The 21,697-nt window shown below is 56.5% G+C and carries 20 protein-coding genes; 7 read left to right on the top strand and 13 right to left on the bottom strand.

Going from position 1 to position 21,697, the window contains the following annotated elements; translation table 11 throughout:
* The first annotated feature begins 162 nt into the window (after positions 1–162).
* The 5 genes from fdhD to ASF13_RS20405 all read left to right on the top strand — a co-directional run bounded on the left by fdhD (position 163) and on the right by ASF13_RS20405 (position 5,755).
* Positions 163–1,002, top strand: a complete 840-nt coding sequence (gene fdhD, locus ASF13_RS20425; protein WP_072166453.1) for a formate dehydrogenase accessory sulfurtransferase FdhD — start codon at positions 163–165, stop codon at positions 1,000–1,002.
* A 201-nt stretch (positions 1,003–1,203) separates the two neighbouring features.
* Complete coding sequence (sodA, locus tag ASF13_RS20420; RefSeq protein ID WP_056240942.1) at positions 1,204–1,821, top strand: superoxide dismutase [Mn]; 618 nt, start codon at positions 1,204–1,206, stop codon at positions 1,819–1,821.
* A gap of 334 nt (positions 1,822–2,155) precedes the next feature.
* Positions 2,156–3,661 (top strand): sugar ABC transporter ATP-binding protein, encoded by a 1,506-nt coding sequence (locus ASF13_RS20415; RefSeq protein ID WP_056240938.1) that lies wholly within the window; start codon positions 2,156–2,158, stop codon positions 3,659–3,661.
* Positions 3,658–4,662 carry an ABC transporter permease gene (locus ASF13_RS20410; RefSeq protein ID WP_056240933.1) on the top strand — a complete coding sequence of 335 codons (1,005 nt, stop codon included), beginning with the start codon at positions 3,658–3,660 and terminating at the stop codon, positions 4,660–4,662. Before ASF13_RS20415 ends, ASF13_RS20410 begins: the two co-directional genes overlap by 4 nt.
* A gap of 25 nt (positions 4,663–4,687) precedes the next feature.
* Entirely contained in the window at positions 4,688–5,755 is a 1,068-nt protein-coding gene (locus ASF13_RS20405; RefSeq protein WP_056240929.1) for a sugar ABC transporter substrate-binding protein, read from the top strand.
* Positions 5,756–5,813: 58 nt separating this feature from the next.
* Here ASF13_RS20405 and ASF13_RS20400 read toward each other — a convergent pair whose 3' ends face one another.
* Positions 5,814–6,296 carry a FidL-like protein gene (locus ASF13_RS20400; protein ID WP_056240925.1) on the bottom strand — a complete coding sequence of 161 codons (483 nt, stop codon included), beginning with the start codon at positions 6,294–6,296 and terminating at the stop codon, positions 5,814–5,816.
* Positions 6,293–7,099, bottom strand: coding sequence for a winged helix-turn-helix domain-containing protein (locus tag ASF13_RS20395; RefSeq protein WP_056240922.1), 807 nt, complete (start codon positions 7,097–7,099; stop codon positions 6,293–6,295). The genes ASF13_RS20400 and ASF13_RS20395 overlap by 4 nt, the downstream gene beginning before the upstream one ends.
* Positions 7,100–7,469: 370 nt before the next feature.
* On the opposite strand from ASF13_RS20395, the gene ASF13_RS20390 reads away from it, so the two are divergent.
* Positions 7,470–7,739 (top strand): FaeA/PapI family transcriptional regulator, encoded by a 270-nt coding sequence (locus ASF13_RS20390; protein ID WP_056240920.1) that lies wholly within the window; start codon positions 7,470–7,472, stop codon positions 7,737–7,739.
* Here the strand turns inward: ASF13_RS20390 and ASF13_RS20385 are convergent, their stop codons facing one another.
* From ASF13_RS20385 to ASF13_RS20350, 8 genes are all read right to left on the bottom strand, one after another.
* Positions 7,740–9,356 (bottom strand): FKBP-type peptidyl-prolyl cis-trans isomerase, encoded by a 1,617-nt coding sequence (locus ASF13_RS20385; protein WP_082502397.1) that lies wholly within the window; start codon positions 9,354–9,356, stop codon positions 7,740–7,742. It lies immediately after the preceding gene.
* The gene (locus ASF13_RS20380) at positions 9,353–9,817 is read right to left on the bottom strand and encodes a hypothetical protein (RefSeq protein WP_156365628.1); all 465 of its coding nucleotides are present in this window, start codon (positions 9,815–9,817) and stop codon (positions 9,353–9,355) included. The genes ASF13_RS20385 and ASF13_RS20380 overlap by 4 nt, the downstream gene beginning before the upstream one ends.
* Before the next feature lie 10 nt (positions 9,818–9,827).
* Positions 9,828–10,457, bottom strand: a complete 630-nt coding sequence (locus ASF13_RS20375) for a LuxR C-terminal-related transcriptional regulator (protein ID WP_056240907.1) — start codon at positions 10,455–10,457, stop codon at positions 9,828–9,830.
* A 387-nt stretch (positions 10,458–10,844) separates the two neighbouring features.
* Positions 10,845–11,207: a YibL family ribosome-associated protein gene (locus ASF13_RS20370; RefSeq protein ID WP_056240904.1), complete on the bottom strand. Its 363-nt coding sequence runs from the start codon at positions 11,205–11,207 to the stop codon at positions 10,845–10,847.
* A gap of 72 nt (positions 11,208–11,279) precedes the next feature.
* The gene (locus ASF13_RS20365) at positions 11,280–11,804 is read right to left on the bottom strand and encodes an MltR family transcriptional regulator (protein WP_056240901.1); all 525 of its coding nucleotides are present in this window, start codon (positions 11,802–11,804) and stop codon (positions 11,280–11,282) included.
* Between the two features lie 95 nt (positions 11,805–11,899).
* On the bottom strand, positions 11,900–13,048 hold the full coding sequence (locus ASF13_RS20360; RefSeq protein ID WP_056240897.1) for a mannitol-1-phosphate 5-dehydrogenase: 1,149 nt from the start codon (positions 13,046–13,048) through the stop codon (positions 11,900–11,902).
* Positions 13,049–13,138: 90 nt separating this feature from the next.
* Positions 13,139–15,064, bottom strand: a complete 1,926-nt coding sequence (locus tag ASF13_RS20355) for a PTS mannitol transporter subunit IICBA (RefSeq protein WP_056240894.1) — start codon at positions 15,062–15,064, stop codon at positions 13,139–13,141.
* A 519-nt stretch (positions 15,065–15,583) separates the two neighbouring features.
* Positions 15,584–16,300, bottom strand: a complete 717-nt coding sequence (locus ASF13_RS20350; protein WP_056240890.1) for a DUF3053 domain-containing protein — start codon at positions 16,298–16,300, stop codon at positions 15,584–15,586.
* Positions 16,301–16,884: 584 nt separating this feature from the next.
* Between ASF13_RS20350 and ASF13_RS20345 the strand changes: the two genes are divergently transcribed.
* The gene (locus ASF13_RS20345; RefSeq protein WP_056241193.1) at positions 16,885–17,178 is read left to right on the top strand and encodes an HTH-type transcriptional regulator; all 294 of its coding nucleotides are present in this window, start codon (positions 16,885–16,887) and stop codon (positions 17,176–17,178) included.
* Positions 17,179–17,211: 33 nt separating this feature from the next.
* On the opposite strand, the gene ASF13_RS20340 is transcribed toward ASF13_RS20345, so the two are convergent.
* The 3 genes from ASF13_RS20340 to glyQ form a co-directional block, all read right to left on the bottom strand.
* The gene (locus ASF13_RS20340; RefSeq protein WP_056240886.1) at positions 17,212–18,264 is read right to left on the bottom strand and encodes an NAD(P)-dependent alcohol dehydrogenase; all 1,053 of its coding nucleotides are present in this window, start codon (positions 18,262–18,264) and stop codon (positions 17,212–17,214) included.
* A gap of 273 nt (positions 18,265–18,537) precedes the next feature.
* Entirely contained in the window at positions 18,538–20,607 is a 2,070-nt protein-coding gene (gene glyS / locus ASF13_RS20335) for a glycine--tRNA ligase subunit beta (protein WP_056240883.1), read from the bottom strand.
* A 9-nt stretch (positions 20,608–20,616) separates the two neighbouring features.
* Positions 20,617–21,528 carry a glycine--tRNA ligase subunit alpha gene (gene glyQ, locus ASF13_RS20330; protein ID WP_056240879.1) on the bottom strand — a complete coding sequence of 304 codons (912 nt, stop codon included), beginning with the start codon at positions 21,526–21,528 and terminating at the stop codon, positions 20,617–20,619.
* Between the last annotated feature and the right edge of the window lie 169 nt (positions 21,529–21,697).

The raw sequence follows: 21,697 nt of genomic DNA, 5'->3' as shown, positions 1-21,697 counted from the left end.
AATTATAGTGGCCGTCTGCCGCCTCTTCCATGCGCCATCGCACGGCAAAATGCGTTTTTCGGCCCGCCCGCCGCCGGTTCACACTCAGCCGCGGCGTTTTTTTGGTACGCTTAGTAGCAACATTACCACACTCTTCGCAGGGCGGACCGGGCAGGTGACTTAGTGAGCAATAAACAACGGCAGGACGACCACGACGCGCCGTTAGAGGGTGCAGGCCAGCTGCCCGTCTGGCAGCGCAACGCGCTGGAGCAGGCACAGCCAGACTGGCTGGCGGAAGAGGTGCCGGTAGCGCTGGTCTATAACGGCATCTCGCACGTGGTGATGATGGCTACGCCAAAGGATCTGGCGGCCTTTGCCCTCGGATTTTCCCTGTCAGAAGGCATTATCAGCGGGCCGGAAGAGATTTTTGGCATCGATATTGTGCCGGCCTGTGGCGGTATTGAAGTGCAGATTGAGCTCTCCAGCCGACGTTTTATGGCGCTGAAGGCGCAGCGGCGTGCGATGGCGGGGCGTACCGGCTGTGGCGTCTGCGGCGTGGAGCAACTGGCCGAGATCGGTAAACCGGTACCCGCGCTGCCCTTTACCCAGACCTTTGATTTCAACCGGCTGGACGGCGCGCTGCGCCAGCTCACCGACTTTCAGCCGATCGGCCAGCTGACCGGTTGTACCCATGCGGCCGCGTGGATAGCGCCAGACGGCCAGCTGCAGGCAGGCTGTGAGGATGTCGGTCGCCACGTGGCGCTGGATAAGCTGTTAGGCCAGCGCTGTCAGGCAGAGTGGGGAAGCTGCGGTGCTGTGCTGGTCTCCAGCCGGGCCAGCTATGAGATGGTGCAGAAAGCGGCGATGTGCGGTGTGGAGATCCTGTTCGCCGTCTCTGCTGCCACCCGGCTGGCGGTGGAGGTGGCGCAGCGCAGTAACCTGACGCTGGTCGGGTTCAGCAAGCCGGGCCGGGCCACGGTATACAGCCATCCTCAGCGCCTGCGCCAGTCAGACCCAAAGTAAAACAATCCCTTAGATCGTTTGGTTATACTGGAGGCAGGGAAAGCCATAACCCCTGTGCCCCGCCCGCCTGGGGTGTTAACCTTACTGATTGCGGGGCATTGATATCCCTTTTCCCGATCATTTATTTAACTATAATGATCCGACTGCTTACCCGGTGCTGAAAAAACTGGCACCGCCATAACTTTAATGGAGACGATGAACATGAGTTATTCACTGCCATCCCTGCCTTACGCCTACGACGCGCTGGAACCCCATTTCGACAAGCAGACGATGGAAATCCATCACTCTAAACACCACCAGGCCTATGTTAATAACGCTAACGCAGCGCTGGAAGGTACCGAGTTCGCTAACCTGCCGGTTGACGAGCTGATCGCTAAACTGGACCAGCTGCCGGCCGACAAGAAAGGCCCACTGCGCAACAACGCCGGTGGCCACTCTAACCACAGCTTCTTCTGGAAAGGCCTGAAAACCGGCACCACCCTGGGTGGCGAGCTGAAAGCGGCGATCGAAAAAGATTTCGGCAGCGTTGAGGCTTTCCAGGCCGAGTTCGAAAAAGCCGCAACCACTCGCTTCGGCTCCGGCTGGGCGTGGCTGGTTAAGAAGGGCGACAAGCTGGCGGTGGTCTCTACCGCTAACCAGGACAGCCCGCTGATGGGCGAAGCGGTTGCCGGTGCTTCCGGTACACCAATCATCGGTCTGGACGTGTGGGAACACGCTTACTACCTGAAATACCAGAACAAACGCCCTGACTACATCAAGGCATTCTGGAGCGTAGTAAACTGGGACCAGGCTGCAGAGCTGTTCGCTGCGGCGAAATAATCTGTTAGTCCGCTGATAACCGGCGAGGGTCATCCCTCGCCGGTTTTTTTTCGCCCGTCTGACGCCACGCCGTTCACGGCCCTGGTAACCCTTACTCACTTAACCTGGCCGGCTACCCTGGCGTAAACAGCATAATTACGCTGTGATTAAGTGATAAATTAACTTAATCATCTGCTTATTGCTTCCTACTCAGCGCTTAGCGCTATAGTCATTGGACATCTGGATGGCTAATACCATTTCGTGTTAGCTTATGCCCTTTCGTTCGTTGCCAGCAGTGATAATCCATTAAAAAATGCGGCTCGACTGTTGATTTTTTTTGCCAGAGAAACTCGTCATGACCGCGTTAAATCGCCTTGAAATGCGCCATATCTCGATCGCTTTTGGCGGTTTTATGGCGCTTAAATCGGTGGACCTCACCCTGGAAGGACATTCGATTCACGCGCTCACCGGCGCCAACGGGGCCGGAAAATCGACGCTGATGGCGGTCCTTTCCGGTGCCTGGGAGCATTACAGCGGTGAAATCCTGCTCGATGGACAACCGGTCACTATCCGTTCCCCGCGCGATGCCAAACAGCTGGGTATTCACCTGGTGCAGCAGGAGGTGGACGTGGCGCTGGTCGCCGGCCTCAGCGTGGCGGAGAACATCATGCTGGATCGGCTGGCCGAAGGCGGCGTGCTGTATCGCTGGGGTGAACTGCGCCGCCAGGCCCGCGCCCTGCTGGCACAGCTCGACGTGCAGATCGACGTGCGCCAGAAAGTTGAGCAGTGCACGCTGGCGGAAAAGCAGCAGATCCTGCTGGCGCGTGCGCTCTCCCACCACTGCCGTTTCCTGATCCTCGATGAACCTACCGCACCGCTCGATCAGCATGAAAGCGAACGGCTGTTCAGCGTGGTGCGGCGTCTGCGTGAGAGTGGCATCGGCGTGGTGTTTATCTCCCACCGCATTCATGAACTGAAGGCTACCTGTGACCGGCTGACGGTACTGCGTGACGGGCAGCTGATTGAAAGCGGCCCGATGCAGGGGCTGAGCGGTGAACAGATCGTTGAAAAAATGCTCGGCCACCAGCTGGACGATATCTACCCGCCGCGGCGGCCGCCGTTCAGCGATGAGGTGCTGCTGCAGGTGACCGGGCTGCACGATGAGAAGTTGCTGAAAGACATCACCCTGACCCTGCGCAAAGGCGAAATCCTCGGTCTTGCCGGGCTGGCCGGCGCGGGCAAAACCGAACTGTGCAAGGCGCTGTTCGGCGCCAGCAAGAGCCGCCTGCAGCAGGGCGAACTGCACGGCAAGCCGTGGCGGCCGACCGCGCCGCACGCCGCGGTGGCTAACCGGATGGCGCTGATCCCGGAAGAGCGGCGTAAAGAGGGGATCTTTATCGATGAGTCGGTGGTGATGAACCTCAGCGTCAGCGCGGATAACAGCTTCTCGCGCTGGAGCCTGTTTGGCCACCGCCGCGCGTGGCGCTGGGCGGAAGAGGTAATTGCCAGGCTGGGGGTGCGCACTACCGGGCCACGGCAGACCCTGCGACGCCTCTCCGGCGGCAATCAGCAGAAGGTGGCGATTGGCAAATGGCTGCGCAATGACGCCGACGTGCTGATCTTTGATGAACCGACCAAGGGCGTCGACATCAAGGCAAAAACGGATCTGTTCGAACTGATCGACGGGCTGGCGCGCCAGGGCAAAGGCGTGATTTACGCCTCCGGCGAATTTTCCGAACTGGTTGGCCTGTGTGACCGCATCTGCGTGTTGTGGGACGGTCGCATTGTTGCCGAGATGGCGGCCAGCGACGTTAACGAAGAAACACTTTTACTTTACTCCACCGGAGGAACCCCTGCGTGAGCAGCAAAGAACACTCTCTTAAAGCGGCACCGTCCGTCCGCCATCAGCTCACGGATTTTCTCTATAAGTGGGGCATGCTGCTGACGGTAGTCCTGCTGATCGCCGGCTTTGGCATCGCGTCTGACAGCTTCCTTGAGCCGACCAACATTATCAATATCCTGCGCTCGATCGCCATCGTGACGGTGATCGCCATCGGCGTCTCCGTCTCGCTGACCATCGGCGGATTCGACCTCTCTGTCGGGTCAACGGCGTCGCTGGCCAACTCGCTGGTGATTTCACTGTTTGTCTGGTACGGCTTTGGTCCCACTCAGGCAATTGCTCTGACCCTGCTGCTGTGTACGCTGGTCGGCCTGTTTAACGCCTTTATGATCGTGGTGCTGAAAATTCCCGATATGCTGGCGACGCTGGCCAGCCTGTTCGTGGTGCAGGGCGTGGCGATGACCTACAGTTTTGGCGGTTCGATCACGGAAAACATGGTGTTGCCGAGCGGTGATATGGCCGAAGGCACTATTCCGCCGGTGTTCTCGCTGCTGGGCCAGGTGCCGGTAATTGTTATCGTTATGCTGGTCGTCACCGTGGTAGCGCAACTGCTGCTGTCGCTGACCAAACACGGGCGGCGCATGTATGCGATCGGCGGTAACCCGGAGGCGGCGCGCCTGTCCGGCATTCGCACCAACCGTTACCGCATCCTCGCCTATGTGATCTCGGCGCTGCTGGCCGGGCTGGGCGGCATTTTGCTTGCGTCACGCATCGGCTCCTCGCAGGTAAACGCCGGTGGCGGTTATCTGATGGATGCGGTGGCGGCGGCGTGGATTGGCCTGTCGCTGGCGGGGGCGGGTAAACCGAACGCGCTGGGCACCCTGCTGGGCGCGGTGATCCTCGGGGTGCTGCAGAATGGCCTGGTGATGCTGTCGGTGCCCTATTACGCCATGGATATTATTAAAGGTCTGGTGCTGGCGGTTGCACTGGCTATCACCTACGTTCAGCGCCGACCGGCCTGACATTTGCAGACGGGAAAAGAGAATAATGAAAAAAATTACGCTTTCACTGCTGGCGCTGAGCCTGTTAAGTTCGCTGCCCGCCCTTGCGGCTGACGTTGCCATCCCGGCCGCGATTGCCGATCATCAGGGCCCGGTGCGCGTGGCGGTGATCCGCAACCTGGGCTCGGACGATAACACCACCCAGTTTGTGGCCGGGGCGATCCAGGAAGGGCGCAAGCTGGGCTTTAAGGTCAGCACCTTCCTCAGCAACGGCGATGACGCCCGTTTCCAGGACTTCGTGAACCAGGCGATCAGCCAGAAGTATGACGGCATCATTCTGTCGCACGGTAAAGACCCTTACGCGACCGCGCTGGTAAAACGCATTACCGACGCCGGCATCAAGGTTTCGGTCTTCGACACGCCGGTGAATCAGACTCTGCCGGGCGTCACGGTGACCGCCCAGGATGACGCCTCGCTGGCGCAGCTGTCACTCGATCAGCTGGTGAAAGACAGCAACGGCAAAGCGAATATCGTGAAGCTGTGGGTCGCCGGCTTCCCGGCGATGGAACGTCGCCAGGTGGTGTATGAGAAGGTGCTGAAGGCCAACCCGGGTATTCACCAGCTGGAATCGATTGGTGCCGTCTCTTCCGACGTGCAGGGCGATACCGCTAATAAGATTGGCGCCATTCTGGCTAAATATCCGAAAGGCAAAATTGACGCCATCTGGGGTTCATGGGACGCGTTTGCTCAGGGCGCTTACAAAGCCCTGCAGGAGAACGGCCGCACTGAAATCAAACTCTACAGCATTGACGTTTCCAACCAGGATCTGCAGCTGATGAGCGAGAAAAACAGCCCGTGGCAGCAGACCGTGGCGGTAGACAGCAAGCTGATTGGTGCAATCAACATGCGCCTGGTAGCCAATAAAATCGGCGGCGAGCCAACGCCGGCCAGCTATCAGTTCCAGGCCGCAGCCATCTCTCAGTCGCAGCTCAAGGCCCAGCCAGGTGCCGTTAACGTCGCCACACTGAGCAAGATTATCCCAGGCTGGGGCACCTCACCTGATTTCGTCGCACCGTGGTTCGCACCGCTGGAAGCAAAATACGGTAAAAAATAACCTCCGATTACGTCTTCCGACAACGGCTTATCCTGCAGGATAGGCCGTTTTTTTATCCTCAGCGATCCGTACAGATGTAAAGCGGCATATTCAGCCCGGAAACCAGCCAGCTGTCGTGGTTAAAGCGCTGCAGGTAGAGCAGTAAAGCAGGGTTTTTTACCAGCCGTTGATAAAACACGCTATCAGGAATGTTGTCAGTTTCACTGACGTTGCTATGGCTGTAATTGAGTTCCAGTGCCTGATTTTCAGGATGATAGTGGTAGGTCATCATCAGGACCCGGTTGAGCAGAAATCGCCCTTCAGGTGTGGTCATCTGACCGGAAAATTGCATTGCCAGTCGTGATTTTCCCAGCGTGACCAGGGAAACCTGGCCATCCATGGTGGTGGTGGTGGCATCCTGATTAATCGCAAAATGAACGTTCGCCCGGCAGGAGAGTGCCAGCGCAGGGCTGGCCCGCTCGGGCGCCAGGATCCACATGCAGATCGGCATAATCAGTGCAGTACACAGCAGGGCACCGGCGATAAGCGTTTTCTTGATCATGGTTTATCGATGGTGACAGAGAGGTAGTTCACACAGTGTTCGCTCTCCAGCGTTCCGATAACGCACTGGGCGAAAAACAGACCTTTCTGTTCATTTTTTTCCTCTGGATTGAAATGATAGAATTCAAAGTAATTCGTGCTTTTTTTATTATTACAATCGATGTTATTACGATTAATAACCTCTTTGAGGCGGTTTTTTTTCTCCTCCTGATACGACGGATTACCTGCATTCATCTCATACATCAGGCAGAGCCCGATCGGTGGGAAAGGAGTCATCGCCACCTGCGATCTCGTCGGCAGGGTAATTACAGTAAGTAAACTAATGGATATCAGTATCAGCGCTACTGTTATGCTAATGTTAGCGACGGTATTAAGCGAAAGAGACGCCTTCTGGTGTGGTTTTTCGGTTGCCTCCGATTCAGGTGAAACTGTTTTGGTATCGGCATCAACGCGGTTTTTGTTTATGTGAACGGCATCATGGCATCGGGTGACCATCGCCAGCCGAAATCCTTCTTTCGGAACGGTCGTGATGACATCATCCTCAACGCCCAGCTGCCTGAATGTTTTTCTCAAATAACTGATATGATTGCTAAGGTTATTACTGGAAGGGATAAGGCCATTTTTTTCCCAGACGTTGGTGAGCAACGATTCGCGCGATGATGTTTTGCCGGCATTCACTATGAGTTCGGTTAATAATAGCGTGCTTGGGCGCGAAAGTTGCAGAGAGGCGTTCTCTTCCCCCATAAGCTGGAGCCAGCCGGTTGCAGAATCAAAATCTATTTTTTCATTAATCAAATATTTCATTTCATTTCTGATTTTTATTTTTGATTGCGTTTGTTATCAAAAGATTCATAACGCAAGTTGGCCGGGCGAACTTATCCTGTCGCTGCAGTGCGATATAACATCCTGCCTCATGCGTGATTAAAATTAATCACTATTGACGCTATATTAATGCGCATATAAAAATCCTTATCAGGAGGCTGGTTTTTCGATAAATCAGTCTTTAATTCCTTAAAATCTCACTATGTTAGTTTTATATTCTATTATAAATTAATAATTGATATTAAGTTTTGATTAAGTCAGGCTGAGGTTATCATTGTCACAACAGGGGTTAGGTAAAAGTTTGGCCGATCCTTTCACAGCAGGAGCTATATATTTTATAAAGGAGTTGTCAATGTTCGAACGTGCCAGTTGTCTGCATCGGGAAAAATCTGTCGCAAAGGTAATTCATGCACTTAACGAGTTTTTTGCGGAAAAAATGCCATCCGGACCGCATCCCATTTATGCCAGTACGCGTGATATCGCAGATCGCTCCGACTTAAGTATTTATAATGCCAGACATATATTGATCAAGCTTGAAAAAGAAGGAATGATTACCTCCATTAAGAATGAAAATCGTAAGAGTTTGTACTGGAATAAAACAGAGAAACTTAAGGGAATTTAACTATTGGCTTCTCTTACTCTCCGGAGCGGGATTGCCGGGTAACACCTTTTTCTCTGGCGATGCGTTCTTCTTTTTATTTTCCGGATACGACTCGGCAATCCGTATATCGTAAACCATTGTGGCATTGGGCGGCACTTTAGGTGGATAGCCCTTCTCGCCATACGCCAGATTTGGCGGGACCACAATAGTAACGGAACCATGATTTTTTATCTTACTTAGCGCTTCCTGGAAGATGGGTGGAAAAGCCGATAAAGGCTGCGTCAGCACGATCCCTTTGGCATCCATATCTTCGATCACCTTACCGCTGGCCAGGCTCTCTTTTACCACCACGTCAATACTGGTATTCGCCGAAATTGGCGTATCCCCGATATAGCCAATCTGATACCAAAATCCGAGTTTGCTCTTATGCGTTTTTTTATCGTTAATGAAGGCCTTAACAAAGTTTTTCGTCGATTTGTCCAGGCGGTTCATGAATTTTTCCCGGCCGCTGTTTAGCTGGGTTGCAACGCTGGCAATGATCTTTTCCATATCTGCCAGCGGTATTTTTGCTGTGTTTTTAAAAGCATCAACGATGCCTGCCAGTACCACCCGACGGTCGTTGTCCACCGCAGACCAGTTGTGATTTTCAGCCTGCACCTGCAGTATTTCCTGGCCCATCGAGAAGCCGATAGCGTAGGCTTCGCGCGTGGCTTTCTGCCTGAGTTGTGCAGCAGTGAGTTCTGCCACCCCAGGCTTAACCGCAACGGATTGTTTCACCTGCTGCTGWGCCAGCACCTCGTCCAGCCTGGCCTGCAGCGCCTTGAGCTTCTCCTCGGCGCTGTTTTTTTCGGCCAGCAGCGCGGCGCTGGCCTTGCTGGCGGAGCTGCTGCTGCTTTTCTGCTGTGCTAACACGCTGTCCAGCTGTGCTTCTGCTGCTTTGCTTCTTAGCAGACTGTCTGCCAGCTGTTGCTTCGTATGATTAAGCCCGGCAATCTGCTGTTCAAGCTCTGCCTGCTGTTGTGCCGTTGCCTGCTGGCCTGTGGCATCGCGACGGAGCAGCGCCGTATAACGATCGCGCAGTGAAATGAGCTGCTGTTGCAGCTCCTGTTGCCGTTGCCGTGTCCTGTTTACAAGCTGCTGTGATTTCTTCGCCCGTTGGTTGGCCAGCCGGAGTTTTTCTGCCAGCGCCAGCTCAGACGGTGAAAAATGCCACAGATTACGGAAGGTGCTGGCAAGGTTTTGCAGCGTCTGGCGATCGGCCTCGCTCAGCGAGGGAACCGCTGGCAGAGTCGCCGGTGACGCAGGGGGGAGCCGCTCCAGGCGGGTAATTTTTTGCCGTAAATCTGACAGCTGCTGGTTGCGCTCACTCAGTTGCTGCCTGCTTTTTTCCAACTCGTGTTGCAGCGCCAGCCGTTGCTGATGTTCAACATCAGATGGCGGGGAGGGTTTTCTTTGGGTTCGCGTGGGGGTTACGGTAGGCCGCTCCCGCGGGGGGGCGGCCTGTTGCTGGTATTTACGGGCAAACTGCAGCACGGCAGGGCCTTCATCTGCCAGCGCGTTGTGCTGGAGTAACGAGTAGCAGAGTAGACTCAACGTGATTGCCGACAACCGGAAGGATATCCGCCGACGGACCATCATGGCCGTGCCTCGCCCCGGTTAGTCAGGCTGTCCAACAGCGTTTGCGCGATCTGTGCGCAAAGGAGATTGGCACGATAGCGATACAGTGAGTCGACGGTGTCCTGAGTATCTGCATTCGTTTTACTCCGCAGATCGGCATACTGTGCTGCGCCATTCATCAGGTAATCGAAGGCACTACGCATCCGTTTAAACTGGGCAGGATTCATGGTCTTAAGCGCATCCAGTTGCCCCTGACACTGCTGAAGCCGGACCCGATCGCCTTCATCTTTTTGACTGCGCGCCGGTTCAGCACGATTTGTTGCCAGCGCGGTTGTCGCCGGTGCTACAGCAACGGTCGGCGGGGTCACTACGGTCTTTTTTTCTGACTGCGGTAAGAGTTGGCAGCCGGCCAGTAGTAGTGAACAGAGCAAAACGATTCTGTTTTTTTTGCACATAATGGGAGTTAACATCGCGGTGATCATCGTGGACTCTTTATTTATCACGCCCGCACCAGGACTCGCACCAGCCTTCCTGCAGTAGCCAGTAGTTAAGTTCAGCAGGGCGGATCATATTGAGTTTGGCCATGATATTCCTTTTGTGCGCACTCACCGTCTTCTCGCTGATCAGCAGAAAACGGGCAATCGCGCCATTACTGATACCGCGAGCCAGGTAACGCAGCACTTCGATTTCACGCCGGGTGAGCAAACCAAAAGAGTGCGGAGTGCAGGGCCTGGCAAGCAAACTGCGTAAATCAGTATGCGGAGACGTACGGCTCTGTACTTTTCTGTAAAAGTCAGCCAGCTGGCTGTCACGGTATAAGGTCGGAAAATCATCTAAGTGGGGAACGGTTATGTTGCCCTCATCCGGCAGTGGTGTTCTGTCGCGGAGGATAAAAACGTCAAGCGAACGCGTAGAGACGCGGCGATGAAGGTAATGACAATTGGCGATGGATATGGATTCGGCAGCAATAAACAGGATTCTTGCATCATAATTAAATACGCAATCGGTAAACGAAGGCGAAATGCCCTTGGCTAACAGATACTCAGAAATACAGGCGGCGAGCCCGTCAGCAAAGTACCGATTAGGGTCGTTGATTACGATCGTCAGCTGATTTCTGTTCATCCGTTTTTCATCCACTGTTGTCCCTAACCGGAGAGACGGGCATCGCCTCTCAGCGGCTGTCATCGCCTTAATTCATCACATTAATCCATATATTGTATCGTTATTAATATTATGGCAAAAGTAAGTATCACCAGTTTTGCAAATTGCGATATATATAACTGGCTATTGAATTTATGCGATGTTAGTCGTCGCAAAAGAATTTAAATAAAGCTTTTGCGATATTAAATTTTATTAATCAGCGTATTCGACAGCGGGTAAGGCCTGACAACAAGGGGGAAGGTACAGCAGGTGAGGCGGGGGAAAGCAATCTTCCGGGAAGGCTGACATGACGCGCCGTCTAGAGAGACGTTTCACATCAGCCTGGATGACATCCGTCAGATACCGGCGTTAAAACGCAGCGCGAGCGTAACCGGTCATCTCTTTCAGACCCAGCTCGCGGCCCAGCGCGGAAGTCGGATGCACCACAATCAGTCCGCGAACGCTTTTTTTCAGCGCGCCCATGTTGGCCTGTTCTTTTTTGGTGATCGCCCGGCTGAACGGCAGTTTTTGCAGCTGCTGCGCTTCCTTGCTGAGTTTTTCAGCCCGCACGCCGCGCAGACGTTCAATTTCAGCCTGCAGCTTATCTTTCTCTTTCAACAGCTCGCCAAGCTTCTCGCTGTCGCCAGACGCCAGCAGCGTCGGTTCTTTATGGTTCAGGGCATCCAGCTTGTCGCTCAACGCTCTGATTTCATCCTGCACTTTTTCTGTCATAACCGTAACCGTCAACAATGATTCATTGCAGCAAAGGATACACGAAAGCGGCGGAAAGAGGGAAAAGGGGCGTTATTTTTTAAAAGCCTGCTTTTGGCTGATCCGCGCGATCAGCGCGGTCAGCGACAGCACCATGGTCGATCGCACCACCTGCAGATAGCGTTGCTGCTGCATGGCGCGTAGTTCCGCATCATCGCTGACGTAGTCGGGGCAGGGCGGCAGGGCGGTAACGCAATGCAGCTCACCAAAGGGGCCGAGGATCTCATCGTCGGTAAAGCGGTACTCGCTGCCGTCGTGGTTCAGCTCTTCACGCAGCGCCATCAGCAGCTCGGCATCTTCATACTCGCTGCGGTTGATGATGCCGAGGCCGTAGACCAGCTTCAGGCGCACCGACAGCTCCCCCAGCGGGCCATCACCGAGCAGCAGCGGTTCGACCGCGTACTTGACGGCATAGTCATCCTTGCGGAACACCTGAGTAATCAGAATATTGACCGCTTCGGCCAGCAGCTCAACGGCGGCGATCAGAAAGCTTCTCACCGAACGTCCGGTGTTCAGGCGCTCCAGCACCCGATTTTCAAAAGCCTGTGGTTGTTCCATGAGAGCCTGCACGTGATTCGTAATGGGGCATAATGGCGTCGGTACGGGCGCAGCAGCGCTGCACCCGTAGGGTTCATCCGTGAGGAAGGCCGACATTATGACACAGCGTTGTAAGCCTTCACCACCGCCGCCACAACATCACTGTGGGCATCCAGGCCAGAGATCTCTGCCAGGGTGGTGGCGACATCCTGTTTCGCCAGCAGTTCGGTCAGCTGCTGCGCCTGAGGGTCCTGCTCGCTGCGATAGTGCAGCGCGGCCGCGATGCCTTGCACCAGGTTGTCGTGCGGCAGCTGATACTCCAGCGTGCCCAGCGTCGGTTTAATCAGGCGGTCACCGGCGCTCAGCTTGCGCAGCGGCTGACGTCCGACGCGCTCGACGTCATCTTTCAGGTACGGATTCTCAAAACGGCTGAGGATCTTGCTGATATAGGCCGCGTGCTTATGTGCATCAAAGCCGTAACGGCGGATCAGCACCGCGCCGCTCTCCTGCATCGCGCCTTCAACCACCTGACGTACCTTTGGATCGAGAATCGCATCACGGATGGTCTGATGGCCGGCCAGCTGGCCGAGATAGGCGGTGATGGCATGGCCGGTGTTCAGCGTAAACAGCTTACGCTCGACAAAGGCCATCAGGTTGTCGGTCAGCTCCATGCCGGCAATCTGCGGCAGCGGGCCTTTAAACTGGGTCTGATCGACGATCCATTCGCTGAAGGTCTCTACGGTCACTTCCAGCGGATCGCTGCTGCCGGCTTCTGTCGGCGGAACAATACGGTCAACGGCGGAGTCGACGAAGCCGACATGCTCTTCGAGCCAGGCGTGATACTGCTCCGGCAGCGCCTTCAGCACGTGGCCCTTCAGCTGAGTGGTGCCACGCACCATGTTTTCACAGGCGATAATGTTCAGCGGACGGGTATTAGCGTTATCACTGCGTTTAGCCAGCCCTTTCGCAATGCTGCCCGCAATGCGCTCAAGGATCTGTGGGCCAACCGCCGTGGTAACGATATCAACCTCAGCCACCCGATCGATAACCTCGTCGCTGGTGCTGTTAATCGCATCAACCCCGGTGACGATCTCGGTCTTCGCCTGCTCACCGACCACCTGTACCGGGTACTGATGGCGCGCGTTCAGCGCGTCGAGCACCGCCTGATTAACATCGGCAAAGGTGAGCTGAATACCGGCATCGGCCAGCAGTTTGCCGATAAAACCGCGGCCAATATTACCCGCGCCAAAATGCAGAGCTTTCATAATTAATCCCTTCTTACAGAGTCAACGAGCCAATAAACAGGGGCCGGGCAAGCCCGGCCCCTGGGGCGAAATCAACGAATGGCTTATGGATCAGGCGCGCGCGTCACCGGACAACAGATCCAGCACGTCCTGCACGTTGCTGGTGGTGGCCAGCCGTTCAATCACCGAGTCATCATCCAGCGCATTGGTCAGGGCGGTAATCACCTGAATATGCTCGTTGTTGCGTGCGGCAATGCCGATCACTAACCGGGCGATGGCGTCTTCATCATCCCCGAACTTCACGCCGTTCGGATACTGGCAGAAGACGATGCCGGTTTTCAGCACGCGATCTTTCGCTTCGATGGTGCCGTGTGGGACGGCGATCGACTCACCCAGATAGGTTGGCGTCAGCTTTTCACGGGCCAGCATCGCTTCCACGTAATCCGGCTCAACGTAGCCACCTTTCACCAGCTGCTCACCGGCAAAGCGGATCGCCTGCTCTTTGTCCGCGGCGTGATTGCCGAGGAACACGTTGGCGGCGCTCAGTTTGAACAGGTTGGCCTGGCCGTCATCATAGCTGTCGTTCAGCGTGGCATTGACCTTTTCACGGTGCTGTTCGCTGCGGTTGGCTTCCACCAGGCGCGCGGTCAGATCGTTATACAGGCCGCTGTCGAGGAAGTTGCTCAGCGAAATATGCTGCGCATGGGGTGCCTGGCGCATCGCGCGCTCGGTCAGATCGCGGTGGGTAATCACCAGGTCAACGTCGCCCGGCAGGCTGTTAATCGCCGAGTTGGTCACCGAGATGTTGCTCAGGCCGGCATCGGCCACCTTCTTACGCAGCACGCCGGCGCCCATGGCGCTGGAACCCATGCCCGCGTCACAGGCAACGATGATTTTACGCACGTGGCTCAGATCGCCGTGCAGGCCTTCAGCGGCAGTAGCGCCGGTCTGGCCTTTAGACTGCGACTTCATCTCCTGCATACGGCGGGTTGCCGCTTCGATATCGTCATCTTCTTTCACTTTGCTGGTTTTCAGCAGCACGGCAGAGACGACAAAGGAGACCGCGAAGGCCGCCACAATCGCCGCGATGTTAGCGAAGTAGGCACCTTTTGGCGTCATCGCCAGCACGGCGAGGATTGAACCCGGAGAAGCCGGAGACACCAGGCCACCGTTCAGCAGGGTCAGGGTGAACACGCCGGTCATACCGCCGAGGATCACCGCCAGAATCAGGCGCGGGTTCATCAGCACGTACGGGAAGTAGATTTCGTGAATACCGCCGAGGAAGTGGATAATCGCGGCACCACCGGCAGACTGCTTCGCATTGCCACGGCCGAAGAACATATAGGCCATCAGTACGCCCATGCCCGGGCCCGGGTTGGCTTCAATCAGGAAGAAGATCGACTTACCGGCTTCGCTGGCCTGCTGGATACCCAGCGGCGAGAAGATACCGTGGTTAATGGCGTTATTGAGGAACAGGATTTTCGCCGGTTCAACAAAGATCGAGGTCAGCGGCAGCAGGTTGTTCTGCACCATCAGATTTACGCCGGCCGCCAGAATGTGCGACAGGCCCTCAACCAGTGGCCCGATCGCCAGGAAGGCAATGATGGCCAGCAGCATGCCGATAATACCGGCAGAGAAGTTGTTAACCAGCATCTCGAAGCCGCTTTTAATCTTACCGTCGATCGCGCGGTCAAAAGATTTGATCGCCCAGCCGCCCAGCGGACCGGCAATCATCGCGCCGAGGAACATCGGCATATCGGCACCGACGATCACGCCCATGGTGGTGATCGCACCGACCACGCCGCCGCGGTCACCGCCGACCAGGCGGCCACCGGTAAAGCCGATCAGCAGCGGCAGCAGGTAGGTGATCATCGGGCCGACCAGCCTGGCCAGCGTTTCGTTTGGCAGCCAGCCGGTTGGGATAAACAGCGCGGTGATGATCCCCCAGGCAATAAATGCCCCGATATTTGGCATCACCATGTTGCTCAGAAAGCGACCAAAGCTCTGCACTTTGATCTTAAAATCTGATGAGGACATATAAACACACCCCTTATGAGTACGCGCTGACCCAGTAAGAGAGCGCGTTGATTTTTGTTGGAGACGTTACGGCGACGCCGTCAGTATCACTGTATGCAGGCGGACTCTATCACGCGAATATGACGCTTGCGATGCGTGCGGATAAAGTGTGATCTAAGTCACTATATGGGTGGGGTGAACCAGGTTGTTTTAGTGATTATGATCACGTTTATGCAGTGAGAACGCCTCTTTCTGTATGTAAAATCGTCGCGAAACGCTCATTTTTGTGATGCTTATCACAAATGATGACGTGCGTTACGTGTCATTTGTGTGATGAAGATCACAATAAATTTCAGGGTGAATTTCGCTGATTATTGATCCGTCGCGTTTCTGTGACGCGGATCTATCGAAGCGATATAGTCCGATAAAACGTGCCATATGAAGTCGCTAAGGGCCTGCAGGGGGCAGGACGCCAGCAGAAATGGGTGGCGGACGACAGGGGGCGTTATGTGGGGGCACCGCGGTACCCCCTGCGGTGACTTACTGGAATCCGCCCTGCAGTGCACTCTGCGCCCGGGTCAGCGCCTGGGTATTGGCGCTCAGATTGCTCATCAGCGTATTGTACTGGGTCGCCTGCTGCTGGGTCGGGAACTGTACGGCCGCGCCGTTAAAGCTTACCTGCGATCCCTGCTGCTGCAGAAAATCGCCGGTCTGTACCGCATCCTGGCTCAGGGTCTGTAGTGCCGGCAATAGCGGGATCAGTGAAGCCGCTGGCTGAGAAACCACCTTGTTATAGACGTTGTCATAGACCGTTTTCAGATCCTCCGGCTGTTTCAGCGTCCCTTTGCTGCTGTCCGCCTGGGTTTTAGCGGACTGAATCTGCTGGGCCAGCACGCCAAGCGCACCGCTGGCCTGGCGCAGAGAGTCGCGGCGCGTCAGGTAATCCTGCGGGGTACGAATGGCAGACAGTTCATCCACTACCGGCTTCATACCCGATTCCACCGCTTTATTGACCTGCTGTGAGAAGCCGTAAAGAATCGCGTAATCGCTGACATAGTTGCCGAACTTCTGCTTCTGGTCTTCGCTCAGGCTCGGCAGATGCTCGCCGCTGCGCATCACGGTATTTTGCAGGAAGTCGATAAACGCTTTGCGCTGATCTCCTTCTTTATCACCGCAGGCGGTCAGCTGCAGCACCAAAAACAGCGCCATAAATGGCACCAGCAGACGCATCCAGACACGCGCAGGTCCTGTGGTCATAAGAACAAACTCCTGTTTAAAACGGGTGATTTTAAGATTGCTACCGCGACTAAGAATAGTCGAACTGCATTTTTAAAGGTAGCCATCATTGCTCACCCGCCGCAACGATTTTAATACCTAAAAAACGCTAACATCATGAACACTGGACCGATATCTATCGAACCCTGAGATCAACCGGGGGATGACCGGGTTTCTGAACAATATGGGGTTTGATGGTAAGGCCTCGCTGGCAGGCTGGAGGCAACAATTTGCCTGAGTTATACAAGGCATCCTGTCTGCCTGGGCCGCCGTTGTGCGGCCCTTTTTTTTTACCCGCGCCCCTGCCTGCAATGATCGGACCGGCTGATTAATTGACGTCGATCAATCGCGGCTGAGATTTTCAGCAGAACTGAAAAATAATCAAAAAATATGACCCAAATCACACGGGATTGACTAGTATTTAGGTTCCTGGTGCTTGCCCTGTGGGCCCGACTTTGAGGCCGCCAGCGGCTGCTGTTCGCCAGCATTCAGAACCTGAGCTTCAGGTTCTACATCCTCTTGTTGTTCACGTTACGTGAGTTGAATGAGGTGCACTGATGGAATTAATGGAAACAAAAGATCCAATGCATGAACTGCTATCGAGTCTGGAACAGATCGTGATTACCCGTCAGACGATCGCCCTGTCCCCGATTCTGAAGGACGACGTTTTACTGCCTGAACCCAAACGCATCCGGGAGATTACCGGCATGCAGATTGATGAGTTTGCCCTGGCAATGGGCGTTAGCGTTTCCTCGGTGAAGAGTTGGGAAGCGAAGAAGACCCGTCCGTCAGGCAGTGCACAAAAACTGATGCAGTTGATTCATTCGAATCCGTGTCTCAGCAGACAGCTGCTGGGATAAAAGAACAAACCCGCCATCTGGCGGGTTTTTGTTTTACAGGGCGGCCTGCGCCTTCATATCGATCACAAAGCGGTACTTCACGTCACCCTTCAGCATCCGTTCAAACGCCTGCTCGACCTGATCCAGACGAATCACTTCCACCTCAGACACGATCTGGTGCTCACCGCAGAAATCCAGCATCTGCTGAGTCTCTCTGATGCTGCCGATCGAGGTTCCGGAGATGCTCAGGCGCTTAAAGACGATCGGCGTCACGTCCGGCGACTTGTGCGGCGCGTCAGGGATGCCGACCAGCACCAGGTGGCCGTTGGTCTTCAGCGCGGCGAGGTACGGGTCGAGATCGTGCGGTGCCGCCACGCAGTCGAGGATCATATCCAGGCTGTTCTTCACGCCTGCCATCTGCTCAGCGTCCTTCGATACCACCACTTCGCTGGCTCCGAGGCGCAGCGCATCCGCACCTTTTGCCGGAGAGGTGGTAAACAGCACCACTTCCGCGCCCAGCGCACGGGCCAGCTTCACCGCCATATGGCCGAGGCCACCGAGGCCAATCACGCCCACACGCTGGCCTGGCTGCACGTTCCAGTGCTGCAGCGGCGACCAGGTTGTCACGCCGGCACACAGCAGCGGTGCCACCGCGGCCAGCGGCAGGTTCTCCGGTACCGAAACCACAAACCTGCTGTCGACCACGATATTGTCGGCATAACCGCCGAAGGTTTTGCCGCCGATCACCTTTTCCTCGCCGTTATAGGTGGCGGTAAAGCCGGCTTCACAATACTGCTCTTCGCCGTCATGGCACTGCGCGCAGTGGCCGCAGGAGTCGACCATCACGCCGACGCCGACCAGATCGCCGGGCTTAAAGGCGGAGACCGCGCTGCCGGTGGCGACCACGCGACCAACGATTTCGTGGCCCGGCACCAGCGGGAACTGGCTGACGCCCCACTCGTTACGCGCCATATGCAGGTCAGAGTGGCAGACGCCGCAGTAGTGAATATCAATGTGTACGTCACCGGCCTGCAGCTCGCGACGGGTAAAGGTGAAGGGTTCCAGCGGGGTGTTAGCTGCTTTGGCAGCGAATCCGTAAGATTGCATTGATGTCTCAGCCTGGTTGGCAAAAACGGCACAGGGTAGGGATTTAAGGCGTCAGGGGCAAGGTGGAATTGTAAAGGGGGGTGTCTGGAAACCTGTTTCAGAGACCCGAACCGGACAGCCGGTAAACCCGCTGCCCGGTTCAGACGCCTACTCGGCACCGCTGAAGCGCAGGGAGGACACACAGCGCTTACGCTGCCCGCGCACAATGGCAGCAGCCAGCGATCGGCGCTGCCTGCGCGCAATAGCAGCCGCAGGCAGCCACCACTGTAGCACCTACTGCAGCAGCGAGATATCCGCTACCTGCAGGAACAGCGCGCGCAGCTTCGCCAGCAGCGTCAGGCGGTTTAGACGGATCTCTCTGTCGTCGGCGTTGACCATCACCTTGTCAAAGAAGTTGTCCACCGCTTCACGCAGCTCGGCCAGCTCGATCAGCGCATCCTGGTAGCGGCCTTCGGCGAAGTACGGTGCCAGCTTGCTGGTCAGCGCTGAAACGTAGGTCGCCAGCTTGATCTCTTCATTCTCTTTCAGCAGCGACGCCTGCACGCTGTCGTTCAGCGGCTCGTCGGACTTGGCGAGAATATTGGAGACGCGCTTGTTGGCGGCCGCCAGGCTGGCAGCCTGCTCCAGCGTACGGAAGTGCGATACCGCCTTCATACGCGCGTCGAAATCCGCCGGGCGGGTCGGGCGGCGTGCCAGCACGGCCTGGATGGTATCCACGCTGTGGCCCGCTTCCTGGTACCAGCTACGGAAACGGCCGAGCATAAAGTCGACCACCTCATCCACCACCTTCGCGTTGGTCAGCTTGCTGCCGTACAGGCGCGCGGCCTCTTCGGTCAGGGTCTGCAGATCCAGCGGCAGGTTCTTCTCAACGATGATACGCAGCACGCCCAGCGCCGCACGGCGCAGTGCGAACGGATCTTTATCGCCTTTCGGATGCTGCCCGATGCCGAAGATGCCGGCCAGGGTATCCATCTTATCGGCGATCGCCAGCGCGCAGGCGATCGGGTTAGACGGCAGCGCATCGCCGGCAAAGCGCGGCTGATACTGCTCGTTCAGCGCGACCGCCACGTCTTCGGCTTCGCCGTCGTGACGCGCGTAGTGCATGCCCATCACGCCCTGGGTGTCGGTGAACTCGAACACCATATTGGTCATCAGGTCACACTTGGACAGCAGGCCCGCGCGGGTGGCGTGGTTGACGTCTGCACCGATCTGCGCGGCGATCCAGCCGGCCAGCGCCTGAATACGGTCGGTTTTGTCACGCAGCGTACCCAGCTGTTTCTGGAACAGCACGGTCTCCAGGCGCGGCAGGTTATCTTCCAGACGACGCTTACGGTCGCTGTTAAAGAAGAACTCGGCGTCGGCGAGGCGCGGGCGCACCACCTTCTCGTTACCGGAAATAATCTGCTGCGGATCTTTCGACTCGATGTTGGTGACGAAGATAAAGTTAGGCAGCAGCTTGCCCGCGGCGTCGTACACCGGGAAGTACTTCTGGTCGCCCTTCATGGTGTAGACCAGCGCTTCCGCCGGCACCGCGAGGAACTTCTCTTCAAAGGTGGCGGTCAGCACCACCGGCCACTCGACCAGCGAGGTCACCTCTTCCAGCAGGCTTTCGCTGAGGTCGGCGACGCCGCCAATCTGGCGCGCGGCGGCTTCGGCATCGGCCTTGATGGTGGCTTTACGCACCTCAAAGTCGGCCTGCACGCGGCCGCGCTCCAGCAGGATCTGCGGATACTGATCGGCGTTATCGATGGTGAACTCCGGCTCGCCCATAAAGCGGTGGCCGCGAATCGTACGGGCGGAGTCGATGCCCAGAATCTTCGCCGGGATCAGTTCATCGCCCAGCAGCAGGGTCACGGTGTGTACCGGGCGCACGAACTGCACCTCGGACGCGCCCCAGCGCATCAGTTTCGGGATCGGCAGCTTCGCCAGCGAGGTGGCGATCATCGCCGGCAGCAGCGCCTGCGCGCTTTCACCGGTCACTTTAGCGCGATGCACCAGCCATTCGCCTTTATCGGTGCTCAGACGCTCGGCCTGATCAACGGTAATGCCACAGCCGCGCGCCCAGCCTTCGGCCGCTTTGGTTGGCGCACCGCTGGCATCAAACGCGGCCTGAATCGCCGGGCCACGTTTTTCTACTTCGCGATCCGGCTGCGCGGCGCTCAGCGCGGCGACTTTCAGCGCCAGACGGCGCGGCGCGGCAAACCACTTCACGTCACCGTGGGCGAGGCCCGCAGCATCCAGCTCGGCGGTCAGGTTAGCAGCAAAGGACTCGGCCAGGCTGCGCAGGGCTTTCGGCGGCAGCTCTTCGGTGCCGATCTCCACCAGGAAGGTTTGTTCAGTCATGGCTGCCTCTTAGTTATTCTTGTTGCACATCGGGAAGCCCAGCGCCTCGCGGGAGGCGTAGTAGGCTTCAGCCACGGCTTTAGTCAGGGTACGGATGCGCAGAATATAGCGCTGACGCTCGGTGACCGAGATCGCCTTGCGCGCGTCCAGCAGGTTGAAGCTGTGCGCGGCTTTCAGAATACGTTCATAGGCTGGCAGCGGCAGCGGTTTTTCCAGCGCCAGCAGGCTCTGCGCCTCTTTCTCGTACTGCTCGAAGCAGCTGAACAGGAAATCGACGTCGGCGTATTCGAAGTTGTAGGTCGACTGCTCGACTTCGTTCTGATGGAACACGTCACCGTAGGTGGTTTTACCCAGCGGACCGTCGCTCCACACCAGATCGTACACGCTGTCCACGCCCTGGATATACATCGCCAGGCGCTCGAGGCCGTAGGTGATCTCGCCGGTGACCGGCTTACACTCCAGGCCGCCGACCTGCTGGAAGTAGGTGAACTGCGTCACTTCCATCCCGTTCAGCCACACTTCCCAGCCGAGGCCCCAGGCGCCCAGCGTCGGGTTTTCCCAGTTATCTTCCACGAAGCGGATGTCGTGAATGGTCGGGTCCATGCCCAGCTCTTTCAGCGAGCCGAGGTACAGCTCCTGAATATTGTCCGGTGACGGCTTGATGATCACCTGGAACTGATAGTAGTGCTGCAGGCGGTTCGGGTTTTCACCGTAGCGGCCATCGGTCGGGCGGCGTGAGGGCTGCACGTAGGCAACGGCGGTTGGCTCCGGGCCGATAGCGCGCAGACAGGTCATCGGGTGAGACGTCCCGGCACCGACTTCCATATCCAGCGGTTGGATGATGGTGCAACCCTGTCGCGCCCAGTAATCCTGTAAGGTCAGGATCAGCCCCTGAAAGGTCTTGGTATCAAACTTTTGCATGTTGATGTCGCACGCGATGAAGTGGTTATAAAAAGTGGGCGTCAGTATACCCTTTGAGCGGGCTGATTACCAAAGTGCTGACGGGCGGTAAGCGCGTTTATCCCCGGCTAATTTTGCTGCCCCTGCCGCATAACCCGCTCATCCCGGTCTGAATTTTCCCGCATCAGGT

It is taken from the genome of Erwinia sp. Leaf53, from assembly GCF_001422605.1.
In the GTDB taxonomy this organism is placed as follows: domain Bacteria; phylum Pseudomonadota; class Gammaproteobacteria; order Enterobacterales; family Enterobacteriaceae; genus Erwinia.
This window is presented reverse-complemented; position numbering and strand designations above follow the sequence as displayed.

Bases quoted from the DNA above. Each gene is read 5' to 3' on its own strand.
- ASF13_RS20390 (WP_056240920.1), top strand. From the start codon at position 7,470: ATGTTCGAACGTGCCAGTTGTCTGCATCGGGAAAAATCTGTCGCAAAG.
- ASF13_RS20355 (WP_056240894.1), bottom strand. From the start codon at position 15,064: ATGTCCTCATCAGATTTTAAGATCAAAGTGCAGAGCTTTGGTCGCTTT.
- glyS (WP_056240883.1), bottom strand. From the start codon at position 20,607: ATGACTGAACAAACCTTCCTGGTGGAGATCGGCACCGAAGAGCTGCCG.
- ASF13_RS20380 (WP_156365628.1), bottom strand. From the start codon at position 9,817: ATGATCACCGCGATGTTAACTCCCATTATGTGCAAAAAAAACAGAATC.
- ASF13_RS20360 (WP_056240897.1), bottom strand. From the start codon at position 13,048: ATGAAAGCTCTGCATTTTGGCGCGGGTAATATTGGCCGCGGTTTTATC.
- ASF13_RS20400 (WP_056240925.1), bottom strand. From the start codon at position 6,296: ATGATCAAGAAAACGCTTATCGCCGGTGCCCTGCTGTGTACTGCACTG.
- ASF13_RS20340 (WP_056240886.1), bottom strand. From the start codon at position 18,264: ATGCAATCTTACGGATTCGCTGCCAAAGCAGCTAACACCCCGCTGGAA.
- ASF13_RS20350 (WP_056240890.1), bottom strand. From the start codon at position 16,300: ATGACCACAGGACCTGCGCGTGTCTGGATGCGTCTGCTGGTGCCATTT.
- sodA (WP_056240942.1), top strand. From the start codon at position 1,204: ATGAGTTATTCACTGCCATCCCTGCCTTACGCCTACGACGCGCTGGAA.
- ASF13_RS20395 (WP_056240922.1), bottom strand. From the start codon at position 7,099: ATGAAATATTTGATTAATGAAAAAATAGATTTTGATTCTGCAACCGGC.
- ASF13_RS20415 (WP_056240938.1), top strand. From the start codon at position 2,156: ATGACCGCGTTAAATCGCCTTGAAATGCGCCATATCTCGATCGCTTTT.
- ASF13_RS20375 (WP_056240907.1), bottom strand. From the start codon at position 10,457: ATGAACAGAAATCAGCTGACGATCGTAATCAACGACCCTAATCGGTAC.
- ASF13_RS20365 (WP_056240901.1), bottom strand. From the start codon at position 11,804: ATGGAACAACCACAGGCTTTTGAAAATCGGGTGCTGGAGCGCCTGAAC.
- ASF13_RS20405 (WP_056240929.1), top strand. From the start codon at position 4,688: ATGAAAAAAATTACGCTTTCACTGCTGGCGCTGAGCCTGTTAAGTTCG.
- glyQ (WP_056240879.1), bottom strand. From the start codon at position 21,528: ATGCAAAAGTTTGATACCAAGACCTTTCAGGGGCTGATCCTGACCTTA.
- ASF13_RS20370 (WP_056240904.1), bottom strand. From the start codon at position 11,207: ATGACAGAAAAAGTGCAGGATGAAATCAGAGCGTTGAGCGACAAGCTG.
- ASF13_RS20345 (WP_056241193.1), top strand. From the start codon at position 16,885: ATGGAAACAAAAGATCCAATGCATGAACTGCTATCGAGTCTGGAACAG.